General features: G+C 44.4%; 13 protein-coding genes. 1 reads left to right on the top strand and 12 read right to left on the bottom strand.

The genetic code is table 11. The features are described from left to right. Window positions 1–402 precede the first annotated feature (402 nt). The 12 genes from lysS to pth form a co-directional block, all read right to left on the bottom strand. Window positions 403–1,908, bottom strand: a complete 1,506-nt coding sequence (lysS, locus tag AB3112_RS02505; protein ID WP_057908913.1) for a lysine--tRNA ligase — start codon at window positions 1,906–1,908, stop codon at window positions 403–405. A gap of 59 nt (window positions 1,909–1,967) precedes the next feature. Beyond that, window positions 1,968–2,975 carry a tRNA dihydrouridine synthase DusB gene (gene dusB, locus AB3112_RS02500; RefSeq protein WP_084998475.1) on the bottom strand — a complete coding sequence of 336 codons (1,008 nt, stop codon included), beginning with the start codon at window positions 2,973–2,975 and terminating at the stop codon, window positions 1,968–1,970. Between the two features lie 83 nt (window positions 2,976–3,058). Further along, complete coding sequence (gene hslO, locus AB3112_RS02495; protein WP_057908915.1) at window positions 3,059–3,955, bottom strand: Hsp33 family molecular chaperone HslO; 897 nt, start codon at window positions 3,953–3,955, stop codon at window positions 3,059–3,061. 74 nt (window positions 3,956–4,029) lie between these two features. Continuing rightward, on the bottom strand, window positions 4,030–6,165 hold the full coding sequence (ftsH, locus tag AB3112_RS02490; protein ID WP_084974917.1) for an ATP-dependent zinc metalloprotease FtsH: 2,136 nt from the start codon (window positions 6,163–6,165) through the stop codon (window positions 4,030–4,032). A gap of 74 nt (window positions 6,166–6,239) precedes the next feature. Beyond that, a complete protein-coding gene (gene hpt, locus AB3112_RS02485; protein ID WP_084974914.1) occupies window positions 6,240–6,782 on the bottom strand; it encodes a hypoxanthine phosphoribosyltransferase in 543 nt (180 codons plus the stop codon). Window positions 6,783–6,803: 21 nt separating this feature from the next. Continuing rightward, window positions 6,804–8,186: a tRNA lysidine(34) synthetase TilS gene (tilS, locus tag AB3112_RS02480; protein ID WP_084974912.1), complete on the bottom strand. Its 1,383-nt coding sequence runs from the start codon at window positions 8,184–8,186 to the stop codon at window positions 6,804–6,806. Window positions 8,187–8,293: 107 nt separating this feature from the next. Then, window positions 8,294–8,800 (bottom strand): S1 domain-containing RNA-binding protein, encoded by a 507-nt coding sequence (locus AB3112_RS02475; RefSeq protein ID WP_084974909.1) that lies wholly within the window; start codon window positions 8,798–8,800, stop codon window positions 8,294–8,296. Between the two features lie 111 nt (window positions 8,801–8,911). Further along, window positions 8,912–9,322 (bottom strand): septum formation initiator family protein, encoded by a 411-nt coding sequence (locus AB3112_RS02470; protein ID WP_057908920.1) that lies wholly within the window; start codon window positions 9,320–9,322, stop codon window positions 8,912–8,914. A gap of 106 nt (window positions 9,323–9,428) precedes the next feature. Continuing rightward, window positions 9,429–9,701: an RNA-binding S4 domain-containing protein gene (locus tag AB3112_RS02465; RefSeq protein ID WP_057908921.1), complete on the bottom strand. Its 273-nt coding sequence runs from the start codon at window positions 9,699–9,701 to the stop codon at window positions 9,429–9,431. Then, window positions 9,688–11,286, bottom strand: a complete 1,599-nt coding sequence (locus AB3112_RS02460) for an oligosaccharide flippase family protein (RefSeq protein ID WP_367333906.1) — start codon at window positions 11,284–11,286, stop codon at window positions 9,688–9,690. The genes AB3112_RS02465 and AB3112_RS02460 overlap by 14 nt, the downstream gene beginning before the upstream one ends. Continuing rightward, entirely contained in the window at window positions 11,276–14,812 is a 3,537-nt protein-coding gene (gene mfd, locus AB3112_RS02455) for a transcription-repair coupling factor (RefSeq protein WP_367333905.1), read from the bottom strand. Before mfd ends, AB3112_RS02460 begins: the two co-directional genes overlap by 11 nt. Before the next feature lie 16 nt (window positions 14,813–14,828). Further along, a complete protein-coding gene (gene pth / locus AB3112_RS02450) occupies window positions 14,829–15,389 on the bottom strand; it encodes an aminoacyl-tRNA hydrolase (RefSeq protein ID WP_084974905.1) in 561 nt (186 codons plus the stop codon). A gap of 215 nt (window positions 15,390–15,604) precedes the next feature. Here pth and AB3112_RS02445 point away from each other — a divergent pair, with 215 nt between their 5' ends. Further along, on the top strand, window positions 15,605–16,561 hold the full coding sequence (locus tag AB3112_RS02445; protein WP_057908975.1) for an L-lactate dehydrogenase: 957 nt from the start codon (window positions 15,605–15,607) through the stop codon (window positions 16,559–16,561). The last annotated feature ends 204 nt before the right edge of the window (window positions 16,562–16,765 follow it).

Below are 16,765 nucleotides of genomic sequence, written 5' to 3'. Positions count from 1 at the left end.
CATGATTTAATTTATTATTTGTTTTACGAATTGACTTCGCAAATGTTTGGCTCCGATTAAAAATCGAAGCGCCCTGCACATTTGTTTGTCGAAAATTTTGTTCAGTTTTCAAAGGTCTACTTGGTTGTCAGAGCGATGAAATCATCTCTCGCGACAACTATTTAAATATACCACGCTGATAAGATGATGTCAACAAAAACATTTTTCATAATCACGTTCCGTTGTGTACCCCTTCGAATCAGCATATATAAATATATCGAAAATCAAGGCCCGCGTCAAGGATAAATTGACAATTAATCAATTTTGTTTTTACGAGCCAACTGTGATTGATCATCAGATCATTCATTTGACCCTTGAAAAACAAAAAAGCAACCCAACTTAATGGATTGCTCAATCAAAATATTAGTCATTAGTCGTATTATCTTCGGGGCGCATCGTTGGAAATAAAATCACGTCTCGAATTGATGGGGCGTCAGTTAAAAGCATGACTAACCGATCAATTCCAATTCCGAGACCACCTGTAGGCGGCATACCATACTCCAGAGCCTCAATATAATCTTCATCGATGCCTTCTGCTTCGTCATTACCCTCTTGACGCTCTTTAACCTGAGCCTCAAAACGCTCACGTTGGTCAATTGGATCGTTTAACTCAGAAAAGGCATTCGCAAATTCATTGGTGCAGATGTAAAGCTCAAACCGATCGGTAAATCGAGGATCATCATGGTTCTTCTTAGCCAACGGTGAAATTTCAACCGGATGGCCGTAGATGAAAGTCGGCTGTTCGAGCTTAGGCTGTACAAGTTCCTCGAAAAAGGCATTAATAATATGACCGGTCTTCCACCATTGTTCATAGTGAATGTGATGTTCATCCGCTAATTTCTTCGCATCATCATCAGACATTGGCTTCCAAAAATCAATCCCAGCATATTCCTTAATGGCATCGACCATGTGCTGACGCTTAAATGGCTTGTTTAAGTCAACTGTATGCCCCTGATATGTCACAACATTATCATCGGTTACAGCTGAAGCGGCTGCTTTGAAGATACCTTCAGTCTCATCCATCACATCATTGAAATCAAAGTAGGCAACGTAGGATTCAAGCATCGTAAACTCAGGGTTGTGACGGGTATCCATCCCTTCATTTCTAAATACTCGGCCAATTTCATAAACCCGTTCCAAGCCACCAACAATCAACCGCTTTAAGTGAAGTTCCAGGGCGATTCGTAAGTACAAATCAATATTTAACGCGTTGTGATGGGTAATAAATGGACGCGCATTGGCACCACCAGCTTGATTATGCAAAACTGGCGTTTCCACTTCCTGATAATCATTTGAATCAAGATATTTACGAACGGCAGAAATAATCTTTGTTCGCTTAACAAAACGATCAAAGCTGTCGTCATTTGAAATTAAATCCAAGTACCGTTGACGATACCGTTGTTCTTTGTCCTTTAAACCATGATACTTGTCAGGCAATGGCCGCAATGCTTTAGACAAAAATGTCACTGATTCGGCGCGAACCGTCAGTTCACCCATATCGGTTTTGATGATTTGTCCTGAAATTCCCAGGTGATCTCCAATATCCGATCGTTTGAAAATATGATAGACATCTTCTCCGACAATATCTTTTCTGACATAAATTTGAATTTTACCGGTTCGATCTTTTAAATCGGCAAACCCAACCTTGCCCTTACCACGTTTGGCAATCATTCTACCCGCGATGGTAACCTTCTTGTCTTTTTCCATCAATTCATCTTTGTCTTCATCGTCAAAATCCGCGTGGAGCTGTTCTGCGAGATATGTACGTACGAACCGATGTCCAAATGGATCAATTCCTTCTTTACGCAATTCATCCATCTTCTGGCGACGGACAATCATCTGATCATTCATTTCTTTATCTTTGGCCACTGTGAAACCTCCTAATTGAAAATTAACTATTAATAATCATAACACAAAAAGCGCCGGATTTATTGTGCAATCCGGTGCTGACGGGCTTTTCTTTGAGCATTTTTCTCGAGAAATTCATCAAAAATATCGTTCATAGCTTTCTCACCAGACGCGTTGGTCAAAGCGACTTTTGTCCGGGCTGAATGTGCAATTCCCTTCAAATAATAGCCAGCTTGCCCACGGAACTCATGAGAACCCACATAATCACCCTTCAGTTCAACCAACCTGTGAAGATGTTCCTTAGCAGTCGCCACTTTTTCAGCTGGCGTTGGCTCACTTAATAATTCACCAGTTTCAAGGTAATGCTGCGTCTGTTTAAGAATCCAAGGGTTCCCTTCCACAGCGCGACCCATCATAACCGCATCGGCACCGACCTCAGTCAACATCTTTTTGGCATCTTGCGGAGTTCTAACGTCCCCATTACCCATGAAGGGAATGTGAATTTCATCTGCGACCTGCTTTAAAATAGTCCAATCCGCATGGCCCTCATACATTTGCTTACGAGTCCGCCCATGCATTGCCAATGCGGATGCACCGGCGCGTTCTGCTGCAAGTGCATTCTCGACAGCGTAAATATGATCGTCGTCCCAGCCAGTCCGCATCTTAACGGTTACCGGCTTCTTAACGGCGTCTGTCACATATGAAACCATCTCATAGACCTTGTTGGGGTCAAGCAGCCATCGGGCACCTGCATCAGTCTTGACAACCTTGTTGACTGGGCAGCCCATATTGATATCGATGATGTCTGCAGCGGTATTTTGGTCAACAAATTTAGCGGCTTCCACTAACGTTTCCTTCGTCCCGCCAAAAATCTGAATACTCATCGGATGTTCACGGGCGTCCACGAACATCATATCCAGCGTCTTTTTATTTTTGTACATGATGCCACGATCAGAAATCATTTCGCAGACCACCAGGCCAGCCCCAAATTCCTTGCAAATAATTCTAAATGCAGAATTGGTCACTCCAGCCATCGGGGCGACAACAACTTGATTGGGAATCGTGACGTTACCGATATTCCATTTCATTTTCTCACCTCAAAAATTGTTCCAGCATTCGAGAAATTCCGATTGCTATCGTATCACAAATCCAGCTAAAGGCATAGCATCAATTACTTGGTCGCCTTTGATTGGGCAACTTTAATAATTTTTGTCAACTCTTCTTCGTTGTAATGGTACTGTTTGCCACAGAAGTTGCAGGTAACGTCAATCCCATGGTCCTCTTTTAGCATTGTTTCCAATTGGGGAACCGGAATTCCTTCCAAGTCTCGACCAAAGCGGAACTTAGAGCAATTGCACGAAAATTCGACTGGAATCGTCTGAAGAAAGTGAAGCTGCCCCTTGCCAAAAATCAGCTCTAAAATGTCCTCAGGGCTTTGATTGTCCAATAGCAGTTCTGAGATCATGGGGATCTCTTTAATCCGGTCGACGACTTTGTTAATCGCATCTTCGGTCGCATCAGGCAGCACCTGAATCATATAACCACCCGCAGCGCCAATCGAATTGTCATCGTTCACAAACACGGAAACGCCAACTGCGGAAGGAATCTGTTCTGACTGTGCCAAGTAGAAAGTAAAATCGTCCCCAATTTCCCCGGACGTTAACGGAACACTTCCCGTATAAGGGTCTTCACCCTCGGCCGCTCTGCTCACTTCAATAAAACCGTTAATACCGACAGCCTTGCCAACGTCGATTTTATGCTGATCATTTAACGGTAAGTGAACGTGGGGATTTTGAATATATCCCTTTACGTGACCGTTTGAATCACTATCGGCGACAATCTGACCAACTGGGCCCTTTCCATCAATTTTGACTGTCACCGCCTCACCGTTCTTTTCAACCGACTCGGCCAACATAACGGTTCCAATCAAGGTCCGGCCTAAAGCAGCTGAAGAAGCGCTCCAAGTGTCATGATCGGATTGTGCCGTTGCGACAAGCTGTTTTGCATTGACTGCATAGGCTCGAAACATGCCATCTGTCGTTGTTGCTTTTACCAAATAATCATTCATTTATTTTTCACCTCATCAAAATAAAAACGAGCTTAGAGATAACTTTACCCTAAACTCATTTTTAAAATATTCAACTAATTATTATCGTCATCATTGTGATTATTATCTTTTGGTTGATCATTGTTTGGCACATCATCCGGAGTTTCAGCCTCATCCGAACCAGTATCAGTCGACTGATCGGCCGTTGAACTGTCGGAGTTGGTTGATTCGCCATGATCTTTCTCCAAAGCTGCTTGACGTTCAGCTTCTTTGCGTTCAAGTTCACGTTTAGCTTCTTCAAATGTCGCTGCCCGTTCACTTGGAAATTCACTCGTGTCTGTACTTTCAGGCATTTTGCCTGTATTCCAGAGAGAGAGGATCTGCTTTTCATCAAGTGTTTCATACTTCAGAAGTGCTTCGGCAATCAGCTTGTGCTTGTCACGATGCTCTTCGATAATCTTCTTAGCAGTATCATGAGCTTCATTCGTCAAACGACGAACTTCTTCATCAACTGCGGCACCGGTCTCTTGTGAATACCTTGGCCCATAAGTATCCTGAGCGGGGTTTTCAAGCTGGACAGGTCCGAGTCGCTTACTCATTCCGTATTGGGTAACCATTGCTCTGGCAAGATTGGTTGCTTGCTCAAAGTCATTGGATGCCCCTGAAGATTGTGAGTCAAAGACAATTTCTTCGGCAGCACGACCACCCATTAATCCGGCGATCTGCTCCATGGCGTCTTTCTTGGACATCAACTGTTGATCTTCACGTGGCAGCATGATAGCGTATCCGCCGGCACGACCACGAGGAACAATGGTTACTTTGTGAACCACTCTGGCATCGTTTAAGACCAATCCAACAACCGTATGGCCGGCTTCATGGTAGGCAACCGTTGCCCGTTCCTCTTTGGAGATCACTCGATTTCGTTTGGCAGGACCGGCAATGACTCGATCTTCCGCCTCATCCATATCGCTGGCATCAATCTGGGTCTTGTTGCGACGAGCAGCCAATAAAGCAGCTTCGTTCAGCAAGTTGGCCAAATCGGCACCAACAAATCCGGGTGTCTGCTTAGCAATTTCATGCAAATCGACATCGTTGGCCAATGGCTTGTTCTTTGAATGAACTTTCAAAATAGCTTCACGGCCGTTAATGTCAGGACGCCCAACCAAAATCTTCCGGTCAAAACGACCCGGACGAGTCAAAGCGGGATCCAAGACATCGGCACGGTTGGTAGCTGCAATGACAATGACACCTTCATTGCCGCTAAAACCATCCATTTCAACCAGCAATTGGTTAAGGGTTTGTTCACGTTCATCGTGACCCCCGCCCATACCGGCACCACGTCGACGACCGACGGCATCAATTTCATCAATAAAGATGATGGCTGGAGCGGCCTTCTTGGCTTGATCAAACAAGTCACGAACACGGCTGGCACCAACACCAACAAACATTTCAACGAAATCTGAACCAGAGATTGAGTAGAATGGCACACCGGCTTCACCGGCAACGGCTTTGGCAAGCAAAGTCTTACCAGTACCAGGAGGTCCCTCAAGTAAAACCCCATGTGGGATAGTGGCACCTAATGTTGTAAACTTCCTTGGATCTTTCAGAAATTCAACAACTTCAACAAGTTCTTGTTTTTCTTCCTCTTCACCGGCAACATCTGAGAACCGAACCTTATTTTGCTTACTGTCGGCTGGTTTAGCCTTGGATTTGCCAAAGCTCATCACTTTGCCATTTCCACCGCCCTGACCGCCAGCACGGCCCATCATCATGTAGAAGAACCAGATAAACAACAGCAGTGGCAATACGTAAACCAAAAGATTTACCCAAAAGCCACTTGACTCTTCCGGCTTAGCGTTCATCTTAACATTGTGAGATTGCGCAGCCTTGGTGATTTCAGCAATTGAGGAGTTGTTCTCAAGAACGGTTGTTGTGAATTTAGTGACTTCTTTGGATTGAGTCTGATTTCCACCAATCAATCCGGATTGTACCTGAACCTTCTGGCCGTTTCGATAAGTCCCTGTTACCTTATAGACGCCACCATTTGGTTGTACGGAAAAGTTTTTTACCTTGTCATCCTTCAAGTCCTTTACAAACTGGCTCGATTGGATTTCTTGCGATGTGGTTTGGTTAGTATTTCCGTTAAAGAAATAGATAACGCCCATGATCAGCAAAAATATGACAATGTAAAACAGACTATTCTTAAAAAGCCCATTTTTATTCGAGTTCATCAACGTCCTCCTCAAAATTAAATATTTTTCATGTTGATAGTCAAAATACTAACACACTTGACCTTTTTTGACTATTAATTGTTCGTATAAATTTCGGGCTTTAACACCCCGATGTATGGCAGGTTACGATACTTTTCATCATAATCAAGACCATACCCGACTAAAAACTCATTTGGAACCTTAAATCCGATAAAATCCGAATCGGCACCCACAATTCGTGCGGCCGGTTTATCAAGCAATGTACATACTTTGACGGAGTTGGCGCCGCGCTTGTCAAACAGGTCCAGCAAAAATCTCAGCGTTCGACCCGTATCGACAATGTCTTCGACAATCAAAACGTCCCTACCGGAAATATCGGTATTGATGTCTTGAAGAAGCTCAACGGTCCCAGAAGAACTCGTGCCACCATGGTAACTGGAAACATCGACAAAATCGATTTGCATGTAGCCGTCAACGTGTCTGGCAATATCCGTCATGAAAAAAATGGCGCCCTTTAAAACACCGATGACAACCGGTACTTTACCTGCATACGCTTGCGAAATTTCTTTCCCAAGCCGTTGGCAGGCCGAGTCGATTTCATCCTTGCTGTACAAAATCTTCAAGATGTCGTTATTCATCACTAAGTCCTTTTCTTTTAATTATTGATCAACATGTCTTTCAACGAGAAAATAAGTGTGTGTTGTCTCAGCTACACTGCGATAAAAGGCGGCTTTAACGCCTAACACGGACAACACAGTCCCGCTTGCCGTTGCCAACACGCTGATCTGCTTTCGCTTGATACTTGGGATCTTGGCATTGATCAAAACCCGATTGACGCGTTGATGACCACCATTTGTCAGGGCAATTCGGTCGTTGGCATTTGCCGGGCGGACGCATAATGGAAAGTCGCTGTCCGCCAAGTCAAAGTGGTAAACCTTGTCCATTAAAAATGGCTGTTCATCACGAAAAACACCAATTTTTAAGGTCTCGTCAATCGAGTACCATCTGTCTAATATTACCATAAAATCAGGTTTGATTTTAGACTTTTCAGCGAAAATTTTATCTTCTTGAACGATTGTGAGTTGCTGATAGGAGCGGACGACCCGCCAGCCGCCTTCCAGATAAAGTTGTCCCTGTGGTCTAGCCGGATTGGTTGCCAGCCGATACAACATATCAAGCTGTTTTTGGGAAACGTCCTTGAAATGCAGGCGGTCTTCAAGAATCGATTGCAAAACAACTCGGACGACCGATTGTGAATAACGGCTAAGGACATTCAAATTAATCGTTGGCTGACTAAAATCCGTTACCGTAACCGCTTGATCGACAATCGGCGCCGTTAATTCTCGGACAACATTCAGTGTTTCTTGAATTTGAATTGAATAATCCAATACGTGATCCAGCATGTGGGGATTCTCCTGCTTCAATACCGGGACCACTTGGTGGCGAATTCGGTTTCTTTCCACTTGCAACTCTTGATTCGTCTGATCTTCAAACCAGCGTATGTGAGCTGCCACCGCAAAATCGTAAAGTTCCTGCTTGCTAAAACTCAAAAGCGGTCGAACCATGGTGGCACCACGGAATTGACGACTTTCTTGAATGCCGGACAACGCATTGAGCTGTCCGCCACGCACCCATTTCATCAAAACCGTCTCAGCTAAATCATCACCATGATGAGCCGTTAGTAAGACATTGGCCTGATACTTTCTGAGCAACTGGTTGAACCAGTCATAGCGAAATGCTCTGGCAGCCGCCTCCACACCGGATTTTGGGTGCTGTTCAATTGGCCAAGCTGTTTCTTGTAGCTGCAGCTGATGGTCCCGACAATAGGCACGGATGTATCGGCTTTCTTGGCGACTTTGTTCCCGCAGTTGATGATCAACGTAAGCCACAATAATCTCCGGACGTTTTCTGGTCAAATGTTCAACCAAGTGGAGCAGAACCATGGAATCAACGCCGGTCGATACCGCGATGACAATCCGCTCGCCGTCATCCCACCAATGATGGCGCGCCACAATTGCATTAAAACGTGCTTGTAAATCCATTTGAACCTCCTACCTGACAATCGGTTCATTTAGAACACAAATATGGCCGGCGCAAACAGTTGTTTTTGCCCCAGCCACCAAGAAATTATTATCTATCCAAATGATTGTTAACTTCGACGACCGCCACGGCCCCCACGTTTGCCTTCGGTATTCTTACGAAGTGTCGATAACCGATCCTCGCTTTCCTTCAGGAAGCCAGACATCATATCATCAAAGCTCTCGCCATGGCTATCAGAATGGCTGTTACGAGCACCGCCGTTATTTCTTGAATGATACCCACGATTCTCATGACCACCGTGATTTTCATGGCTTTCATGCTCGTTGTCGTGATTGCTTCTGTGAGAATGACTTTCGTTACGGGATTCTTCATGTTCATGTGTATCTGATGCTTTTCGAATTGATAAGCTGATCTTGTTATTGCCCTCAATCTTAAGGACTTTAACCGTTACGTCATCGCCAACCTTCAAAACATCATGAATATCCTTAACAAATCCGTCAGAAACTTCGCTGATATGAACCAAACCGGTTCGATGATCACCTAAATCAATAAATGCACCAAAATTTGTGATTCCGGAAACTTTACCGTTAACTTTTTCTCCAACTTCAATTGCCATCTAAAAAAATGTTCCTCCCATGTAATAGTGTAACAAGTATATCATATTTTATTTTAAGACGTACATTCAAATATGCAAATAAAAACCAGCGATGCTGCCCATCGCTGGTTTTTATTTAACATCGTAATCATTAACATCTTTCGGTGCTTTGTTAGGAAAACTATAAACGGTTTCCCCTGGCTTCGTGTAGTAGTAGCGGTCCCGAATGATTTGCTCAACGTAGCTTTTATCATTGAGTTGAGCCACCTGAGCCTTAAGAACTTTATGATCCGCCTGTTGCTTTTTTAAATGTTTCTGTTGTCTGGCAATTCTCGTATTAACATCCGCATAGTTAACCTTTGCTCGGACAATTTGGATCAGGAAAATTGACGCAAAAAATAGGAAGACGGCACAGATAATCATTGCCCGCTTTTTTCGTCTGTCAGACAAAACAGCGGTAACTTTAGAATTATTGAGCTCAATTTCTCGACGACGCGTAAAATCGTTGTCAAGCTTTTGAATCTTCCCACGTTGTTGCATCATGCTAAATCCCCCGATCATTCACACGTTCTATAAATAAATTATACCAATAAATGAACGTTTGTCTATATGATTCAGGATGTTTTCAAACTTTTTTATCAAATCGAAACTATTCGTTACGATAATCGTGTTCATACGATTCTGACTTAATTTCATACATTTGCTCGGCATCGTCTTTTTTTGTCGTGTCAAGCAGCTGCTTCACTAAAACCGTCAGTGTCTTATTTCCAAACTTGATGACAACCTCATCGTTTGGCTTGACTTCAGTCGATGACTTGGCAGCCCGGCCGTTAATGAAAATGCGGCCCTTGTCGGCAATTTCCTTCGCAACGGATCGGCGCTTAATAATTCTTGAAACCTTTAAAAATTTATCGATTCTCATGAGTTGGAACTCCTTTAATTTTAATGTACTTGCTGACCAGCGGAATTGCCAGCCATTCACGAACACTGAAGACGTTTAAGACGAGACATCCCCCAAAGAAAAAGATGATGCCCACCGGAATACAAACAACGGCAATCACCAAGGCCTGTAACCGAAGACTGGTAATTGGACTCATCGCATTCACAACCACCACCGCAGAATGAACGGCCAACCACATTAATCCCAGAACCACACTGAGCTTAACCACCTGCATACCAGAGATTAATCTCTGGAGATCACGGCGGGCTAAAAGGTGCAATAAGAGAACCATTGACACCAAGCTTAACAAAGTTGCCATGCTGGCGCCAATAATTCCAAAATATGCAATGAGTGGTTGATTGATCAAAAGCTTGACGACAAAGCCAAACAAAATCGCAGCCATTGTATTTTTATACTGATTTTTACTCTGCAAAATGGCGTTATAGGTCATCAAAACACTCGTCAGAACAATGCTGGTGCAGTAAAGGCTGATGGTTCCGTTTAACTCAGCCGAAGAGAACAATAACCGGTTGACCTCTGGCATCAGTGCGAACAGGCCAACGCTCATCGCCAGCGATAGTGCCAAATTGGTCCTCAAATTAGTCGTTGCAATATGCTCGAAGGTAACGTCTTGATGCCGCTTGTGGGCCATGACCAACCCCGGAAGAACTGCTGTCACCGATGCCGTACTCAATACCTGCCCCAATTGCACCAGCGTCTGAGAGCGATCGTAAATTCCCTTGATGTTTTGGGCCGCCCCCAATGCGTAACCAAAAGACCGCAGCCCGGAAACAACTGAAAATGAGTCGGCTAATTGCAGCAGGAGCATCACGGCAGACACCAGGCAAAGCGTCCCGCCCTCAAGCAGGATTCGTGAAACAAGCGGCTGCTGCCTCATTTCAGCGATACTTTTTGCGGTGCGCCGAACTGGTCGATGCACCCAGACCCAAGCCAGAATAACGGTTAGTGCAAACACACCGGCAATCGGCGCAGATAACATCGCAAACTGCCCCATTTTGTATGGGGTGACTGCATGATGTGTTGCCCAGTAGGCAACAACCAAAATAACCGATACCCGGACAATTTGCTCAATGACTTGTGAGTAAGCAGTCGGCCGCATTTCCATTTTGCCTTGAAAATAGCCCCGCCATGATGATAGAAATGGAATCAGTAAAAACATCCAGCTGACCGATTGAATGACAGGGGTCAACCGAGAGTCGTCCATCCTGACAGCAATTAACCCGGCGCCAAATTGTAGGATACAAAAGATAACCAGGCAAATGACAAGTAAAATCCGTTGAATCCGAAACACCAGTGCCACTTGATTTTCAGGCTCCCTGGTATCGACAACCAGCTTCGAAATAAATACCGGAAGGCCTGTCAGGGCAAACGTCATCCCAATGCCATAGATTGGATAGATTTGTTGGTAAACGTAAAAGCCAATGTTGCCCACCATATTTTGAAACGGAATGCGATAAACCGCGCTTAACAGCTTCGCGACAAAAGAAGCAATTGTCAGCAGGAGCGTGCCGGCCAAAACCTGTTTTCTTCTAGACCTATTTTTCATGACTCTTTACCTTATGGTTTGTCCGATGCATGTTTCGCGTCTGTGACAATTGTTTGACTAATGCAATTAAACCGTCCAACCATTTTTTCATATTGGGCTGAACAATGAGTTGAATTTGATACTGATCATTATTTGTATTGATGGTTGCCCGAAACTTCGTCTGAGCAATCGCTTCGAGTAATTCTTTACTGGAAAATTCAGTGGCTGCTCGCGGCGAGAACGTGATGGTAATCTTAGGCGCTTCTTGATGAATTTTATCAACCATTGCGTAATCGGCAAACATCTTCAGCTGAGAAATTTTCAACAAATTAGCCACCGGTTCAGGATAATCTCCGAACCGATCGATCAAATCGTCTTCAACCTCATGCAGCTGGTCTTCATTTTCAATTTGGCGAATCCGTTTGTATAATTCAATTTTTTGTTGGTTATCCGAAATGTAATCGCTTGGCAGATAGGCTTCCAACGATAATTCGATCGTCGCATCCGTGCGGTACTCAAATTCTTTGCCCCGTTTCTTGGTTACGGCGTCGGATAACATTTGTGTATACAAATCATACCCCACCGAATCAACGAATCCGTGTTGTTGTTTACCTAACAGATTTCCCGCACCACGAATTGACAAATCGCGCATGGCAATCTTGAAGCCTGAACCCAGTTCCGTAAAGTCACGGATTGCCTCGAGTCGTTTTTCACCGATCTCAGTTAATACCTTATTGGGTTGATACATGAAATAGGCATAGGCAACCCGGCTGCTTCTGCCAATCCGTCCACGTAGTTGATAGAGCTGGGAAAGACCCATTCGATCCGCATTCTCAACGAATAACGTGTTGACGTTTGGAATATCGACGCCGGTTTCAATAATGGTTGTCGTCACCAGGACGTCATATTCACCATTAATGAAATCGTACAAAATATCTTCCATTTGATTTTCCGACATTTGCCCATGGATGTATCCCACCCGGGCTTCGGGAACCAATGCACTGATCTGCTCGACGGTCTTTTCGATATCTGAGACGCGGTTATGGAGATAAAAGACCTGGCCGCCGCGGGCCATTTCCCGTTCAATTGCTTCTCGAATCGTGCCGGCATTTTGTTCAATCACGTATGTTTGAATTGGATATCGGTTGGACGGTGGCGTCTCAATGACTGATAAGTCCCGAACGCCCATCATGGACATATTCAGTGTTCGTGGAATCGGTGTCGCCGTCAACGTCAAGACGTCGACATCCGCGCGCATCTCTTTAATTCGCTCCTTATGCTTGACACCAAAACGCTGTTCCTCATCAATAATTAATAAGCCGAGGTTATTGAATTTAACATCCTTTGAGAGCAACCGATGAGTTCCAACAACGACGTCCACCGTGCCGTCTTTGAGTCCAGCCAGCGTTTCTCGGACCTGCTTGGTTGTTTGGAAACGTGACAAAACTCTGACACTAATGGGGTAGTCGCGGAAACGATCCAGCATGGTCTCGTAATGCTGCTGAGCTAAAATGGTCGTTGGCACTAAGAAGGCAACTTGTTTTCCGACTTCAATCGCTTTAAAGGCCGCTCTTAAAGCAACTTCCGTCTTTCCGTAACCGACATCGCCGACTAACAAACGGTCCATTGGATGTTGACGTTCCATATCCTGCTTGATTTCCGTTGCGCTTCGGAGTTGATCCGGGGTTTCGGAGTATGGAAAGGCCGCTTCAAATTCCGCCTGCAGAGAATCGTCTTGGGGGTAGGCGTATCCTTTTTCTGCACTTCGTTTGGCATACAAATCAATCAATTCATCGGCAATGTCTTCAATCTTGGAAGCCACTTTGGCCTTGGTTTTCGCCCACTCGCTGCCACCCAGTTTATTGATCCGCGGGTGTTTATCCTCAGACGACACGTATTTTTGAATCAGGTTCAGCTGTGTTACCGGAATAAACAGCTGGGCATCATCCTTATAGGAAATCGTCAGGTAATCTTGGTGCTTGCCGTCGACCTCCATCGTTTTCATGCCTTCATACCGACCAATTCCGTGATTAACATGGACCACGTAATCGCCCGGTTTGAGATCGGTATAACTTTTGATTCGCTCAGCATTATTGAACGTCGTCTGGCGAGGGCGTTTCTTAGCGACCGTGCCAAACATTTCTTTTTCAGTAATAATCACCACATTTGCCAAAGGCAGTTCAAACCCATTGTCCAAATTACCAGCAATCAGTTGTACCTGATGCGGCAAAATGTGGTCCTGATCAGTTTGAGTAGCGGTAATCTCAAAATCAGTCAGCGTCAGTGATACTTTTTGCAGGCGCTTTTCATCTTGAACCATGATGATGACGGCCTGCTTCATTTTTTGCCAACGTAAAATTTCCGTTCGAAGCATCGGCATTTGAGAGAAGAATTGCTGCATGGGTCGAACGGTGATGTCGATAATGGCACTCAGCCTTAATCGGCCCATCCCCTTTTGGAACAATGACAGAATTAAAGTTGTGTGTTTATCTTTGGTGAGCACGGATTTGAAATCATTGGTGTACGTAGTTGATTTCAAGACTTCCAAATGCTGAATCTTATCCATCAGCCACTCACCGTCATCGCTTTCAAGCTGACGGGCAGCATCGGAAATTCTTGAATAATCGTCAAGAATCACGATCCCGTTCTCATCGAGATAATCCAACAGCGAATATTGCTTGCCATATATCATATCTGCAAACAACAGCCACCGTGGATCATTCAGCCCATTTTCGAGATCCATGATTTGAGATTCCAGGTTGCCGGCTAATTTCTTGGCATCTTTTGACTCAAACTTGCTTTGTTCTGCAATCATTCTTTTTCTTAATTGAGAAGCGACCGCTTTTCGTTGGTCGTTATCGATCAGTAAGTCGGTTGCCGGCAAAATTGAGATGGTTTCAATATTTTTGATACTCCGCTGGTTGGAAACATCAAAGGTTCGCATTGAATCAACATCGGTATCAAAGAAATCAATTCGAACGGGATCTTGATGGTTCAATGGAAAAATATCCAAAATTGAGCCCCGAATTGAAAAATCTCCCGGAGCCGCCACCATTTTTTGAAAGCTGTACCCCATTTGATGTAACTGAAGTTTTAAGTTTTCCAGATCGTAAGTGCCGTCCATCTTGAGTGTGAGTCGAGCTTGTTTGAACTGTTCCTTGGCCGGTAACAACCGACGCACGCCGGAAACCGACGTCACGATCACTGCCGGCTCACCACTGACTAATTTATCAAGCGCCAGCACTCGTTGTGCCTTATATTCTGGTGAACTGGTCGCAAGTTCGGCTGCGCCCATCTCCTCGACAGGAAATTCAAACAACTGGTCATCTGGCAGCAAATTTGATAAATCGTTCACCAGCTGGTCAGCATGAAACAGCGAATCAACTACGACAACGGTTGGCCGATCAGTTGACTGGATCAGGTTATCAATCAGCAAGGTCCGAGCCGACCCACCAATTCCCGTGACCAACTGGCGGCTGCCTGGTTTTAACCCTGAAATAAGGTCCGAATACTGTGGAATTGTTGTTAGTAGTTGATCTAATTGCAAATTAATCGTCCTTTCACTAATTATAACGATTTTCCAAGTCTGGAATTGAGGTGCCGTCAATCCAGTCATCTAAGGCGTTAACCGCATGGTCAGCGGCCTGCTTAAAGACGGGCAGCTGATCTTTGCCGAAACGTCCCAAAACGTAATTGACGACGGTATTGCCGTGATCAGGATGGTCAATGCCAACCCGAATCCGATCGAAATTTTCAGTCCCGACGCTGGCAATGATGCTCTTAATTCCGTTGTGGCCGCCGGCAGACCCCTTATCCTTAATCCGAATCTTGCCAACTGGCAAGTCCATATCATCATGCACGATGATAATATCTTTAACGGCAATATCAAAGTAATCCATCAGGGGCCGGACTGCTAATCCGGAATCATTCATAAACGTCGTGGGTTCGACCACCATCACTTTTTCACCGTTAACAAAGCCGGAGCCGTATTTGGCATTCATCTTCCGAGTTTTAATCGTCATGTCATGGCTCTTGGCAAATTGTTCAACGACTATAAATCCTGTGTTGTGCCTCGTACCCTCGTACTGGGGGCCAATATTTCCTAAACCGACAATCATTTTCATTCGTCGTTCATCCTCACGTTTCTTCCAACACAAAATGGCTGAACATAAGCTGTTCAGCTGTTGGAAAATTAATTTAACATACAAATTATATCATACTGTGCGGCAATCAGCCTTTTAGCTAAGTAGTAAAAATAAAAGAGGATTTTATGTGAAGTAGGTCTCGTGATCATGCTATAATGGTACCGGTTCCAAAAGGAATACATTCTAATTTGGAGATGATAGTTTTGACTTTAGACCGTCAAAAAGTTGCTTTAATCGGTGACGGTGCTGTTGGTTCATCGTATGCGTTTGCAATGATGCAACAAGGGCTCGCCGAAGAATTTGTGATCGTTGATGTTGTTAAAGAACAGACCGTGGGTGACGCATTAGACCTCGAGGATGCTCAAGTATTTACTTCACCAAAGCACGTTTACTCCGGTGACTACAAAGACTGTTCGGATGCTGACCTGGCAATTATTACCGCCGGTGCACCTCAAAAGCCTGGTGAGACTCGTTTGGATCTTGTTAACAAGAACCTAAAGATCATGCAGTCAATTATCACACCCCTCGTCGATTCCGGCTTCAAGGGAGTCATCGTTGTTGCTGCCAACCCTGTTGATATTTTGACTTATGCAGCTCAAAAGTTCTCAGGATTCCCGAAGAATCGTGTATTTGGAAGTGGTACTTCTTTGGATACATCACGACTTCAAGTTGCGTTAGGTAAGAAACTTAACGTTAGTTCACAGTCAGTTAGCGCCTACATTTTGGGTGAACACGGTGATTCAGAATTTGCCGCATATTCAGCTGCCCAAATCGGTGGCCGCCCACTCTTGGATGTTGCCAAGGAAGCTGGCCTGTCAACTGATGATTTAGCAACAATCGAAGACCAAGTTCGTCACAAAGCATACGAAATTATCAATCGTAAGGGCGCAACATTCTATGGTGTTGCCACTTGTTTGATGAGAATTTCACGTGCGATCTTACGTGATGAAAATGCTGTTCTGCCAGTTGGCGCACCAATGGACGGCGAATATGGGTTGCATGATGTTTACATTGGCTCTCCTGCCATTATCAATGCATCTGGTATTCAACAAGTCATTGAAGTGCCACTGAGCGCAGATGAAGCAGCACAAATGAAATCCTCAGCTGAAACATTGCAGAAGACAACTGCTGATGGTATGGCTCAACTTTAATCATCTATTGATCAATTGGAAACCGTGGTGAATGCTGCCCCGGTTTTCTTTTTGGCAATTATTCTAATTTTTTTATAAAATAATGAGAATAATCAATTATTGCAGTTCTTTTATAAATTTTGCTATGGTATCATAGATGTATAGAGCTTAAGTTGGAGGAATTAAACATGCTATTAAAAACATTGGTGAAGCCTAAAGAACGAT

Origin of the sequence: Lentilactobacillus sp. (assembly GCF_040773105.1) — a bacterium.
Taxonomy (GTDB): domain Bacteria; phylum Bacillota; class Bacilli; order Lactobacillales; family Lactobacillaceae; genus Lentilactobacillus; species Lentilactobacillus parabuchneri.
This window is presented reverse-complemented; position numbering and strand designations above follow the sequence as displayed.

Coding starts and splice junctions, on each gene's coding strand:
- hslO (WP_057908915.1), bottom strand. CDS start 3,955: ATGAATGATTATTTGGTAAAAGCAACAACGACAGATGGCATGTTTCGA.
- dusB (WP_084998475.1), bottom strand. CDS start 2,975: ATGAAATGGAATATCGGTAACGTCACGATTCCCAATCAAGTTGTTGTC.
- AB3112_RS02470 (WP_057908920.1), bottom strand. CDS start 9,322: ATGATGCAACAACGTGGGAAGATTCAAAAGCTTGACAACGATTTTACG.
- tilS (WP_084974912.1), bottom strand. CDS start 8,186: ATGGATTTACAAGCACGTTTTAATGCAATTGTGGCGCGCCATCATTGG.
- AB3112_RS02460 (WP_367333906.1), bottom strand. CDS start 11,286: ATGAAAAATAGGTCTAGAAGAAAACAGGTTTTGGCCGGCACGCTCCTG.
- ftsH (WP_084974917.1), bottom strand. CDS start 6,165: ATGAACTCGAATAAAAATGGGCTTTTTAAGAATAGTCTGTTTTACATT.
- pth (WP_084974905.1), bottom strand. CDS start 15,389: ATGAAAATGATTGTCGGTTTAGGAAATATTGGCCCCCAGTACGAGGGT.
- AB3112_RS02475 (WP_084974909.1), bottom strand. CDS start 8,800: ATGGCAATTGAAGTTGGAGAAAAAGTTAACGGTAAAGTTTCCGGAATC.
- AB3112_RS02445 (WP_057908975.1), top strand. CDS start 15,605: ATGATAGTTTTGACTTTAGACCGTCAAAAAGTTGCTTTAATCGGTGAC.
- hpt (WP_084974914.1), bottom strand. CDS start 6,782: ATGAATAACGACATCTTGAAGATTTTGTACAGCAAGGATGAAATCGAC.
- AB3112_RS02465 (WP_057908921.1), bottom strand. CDS start 9,701: ATGAGAATCGATAAATTTTTAAAGGTTTCAAGAATTATTAAGCGCCGA.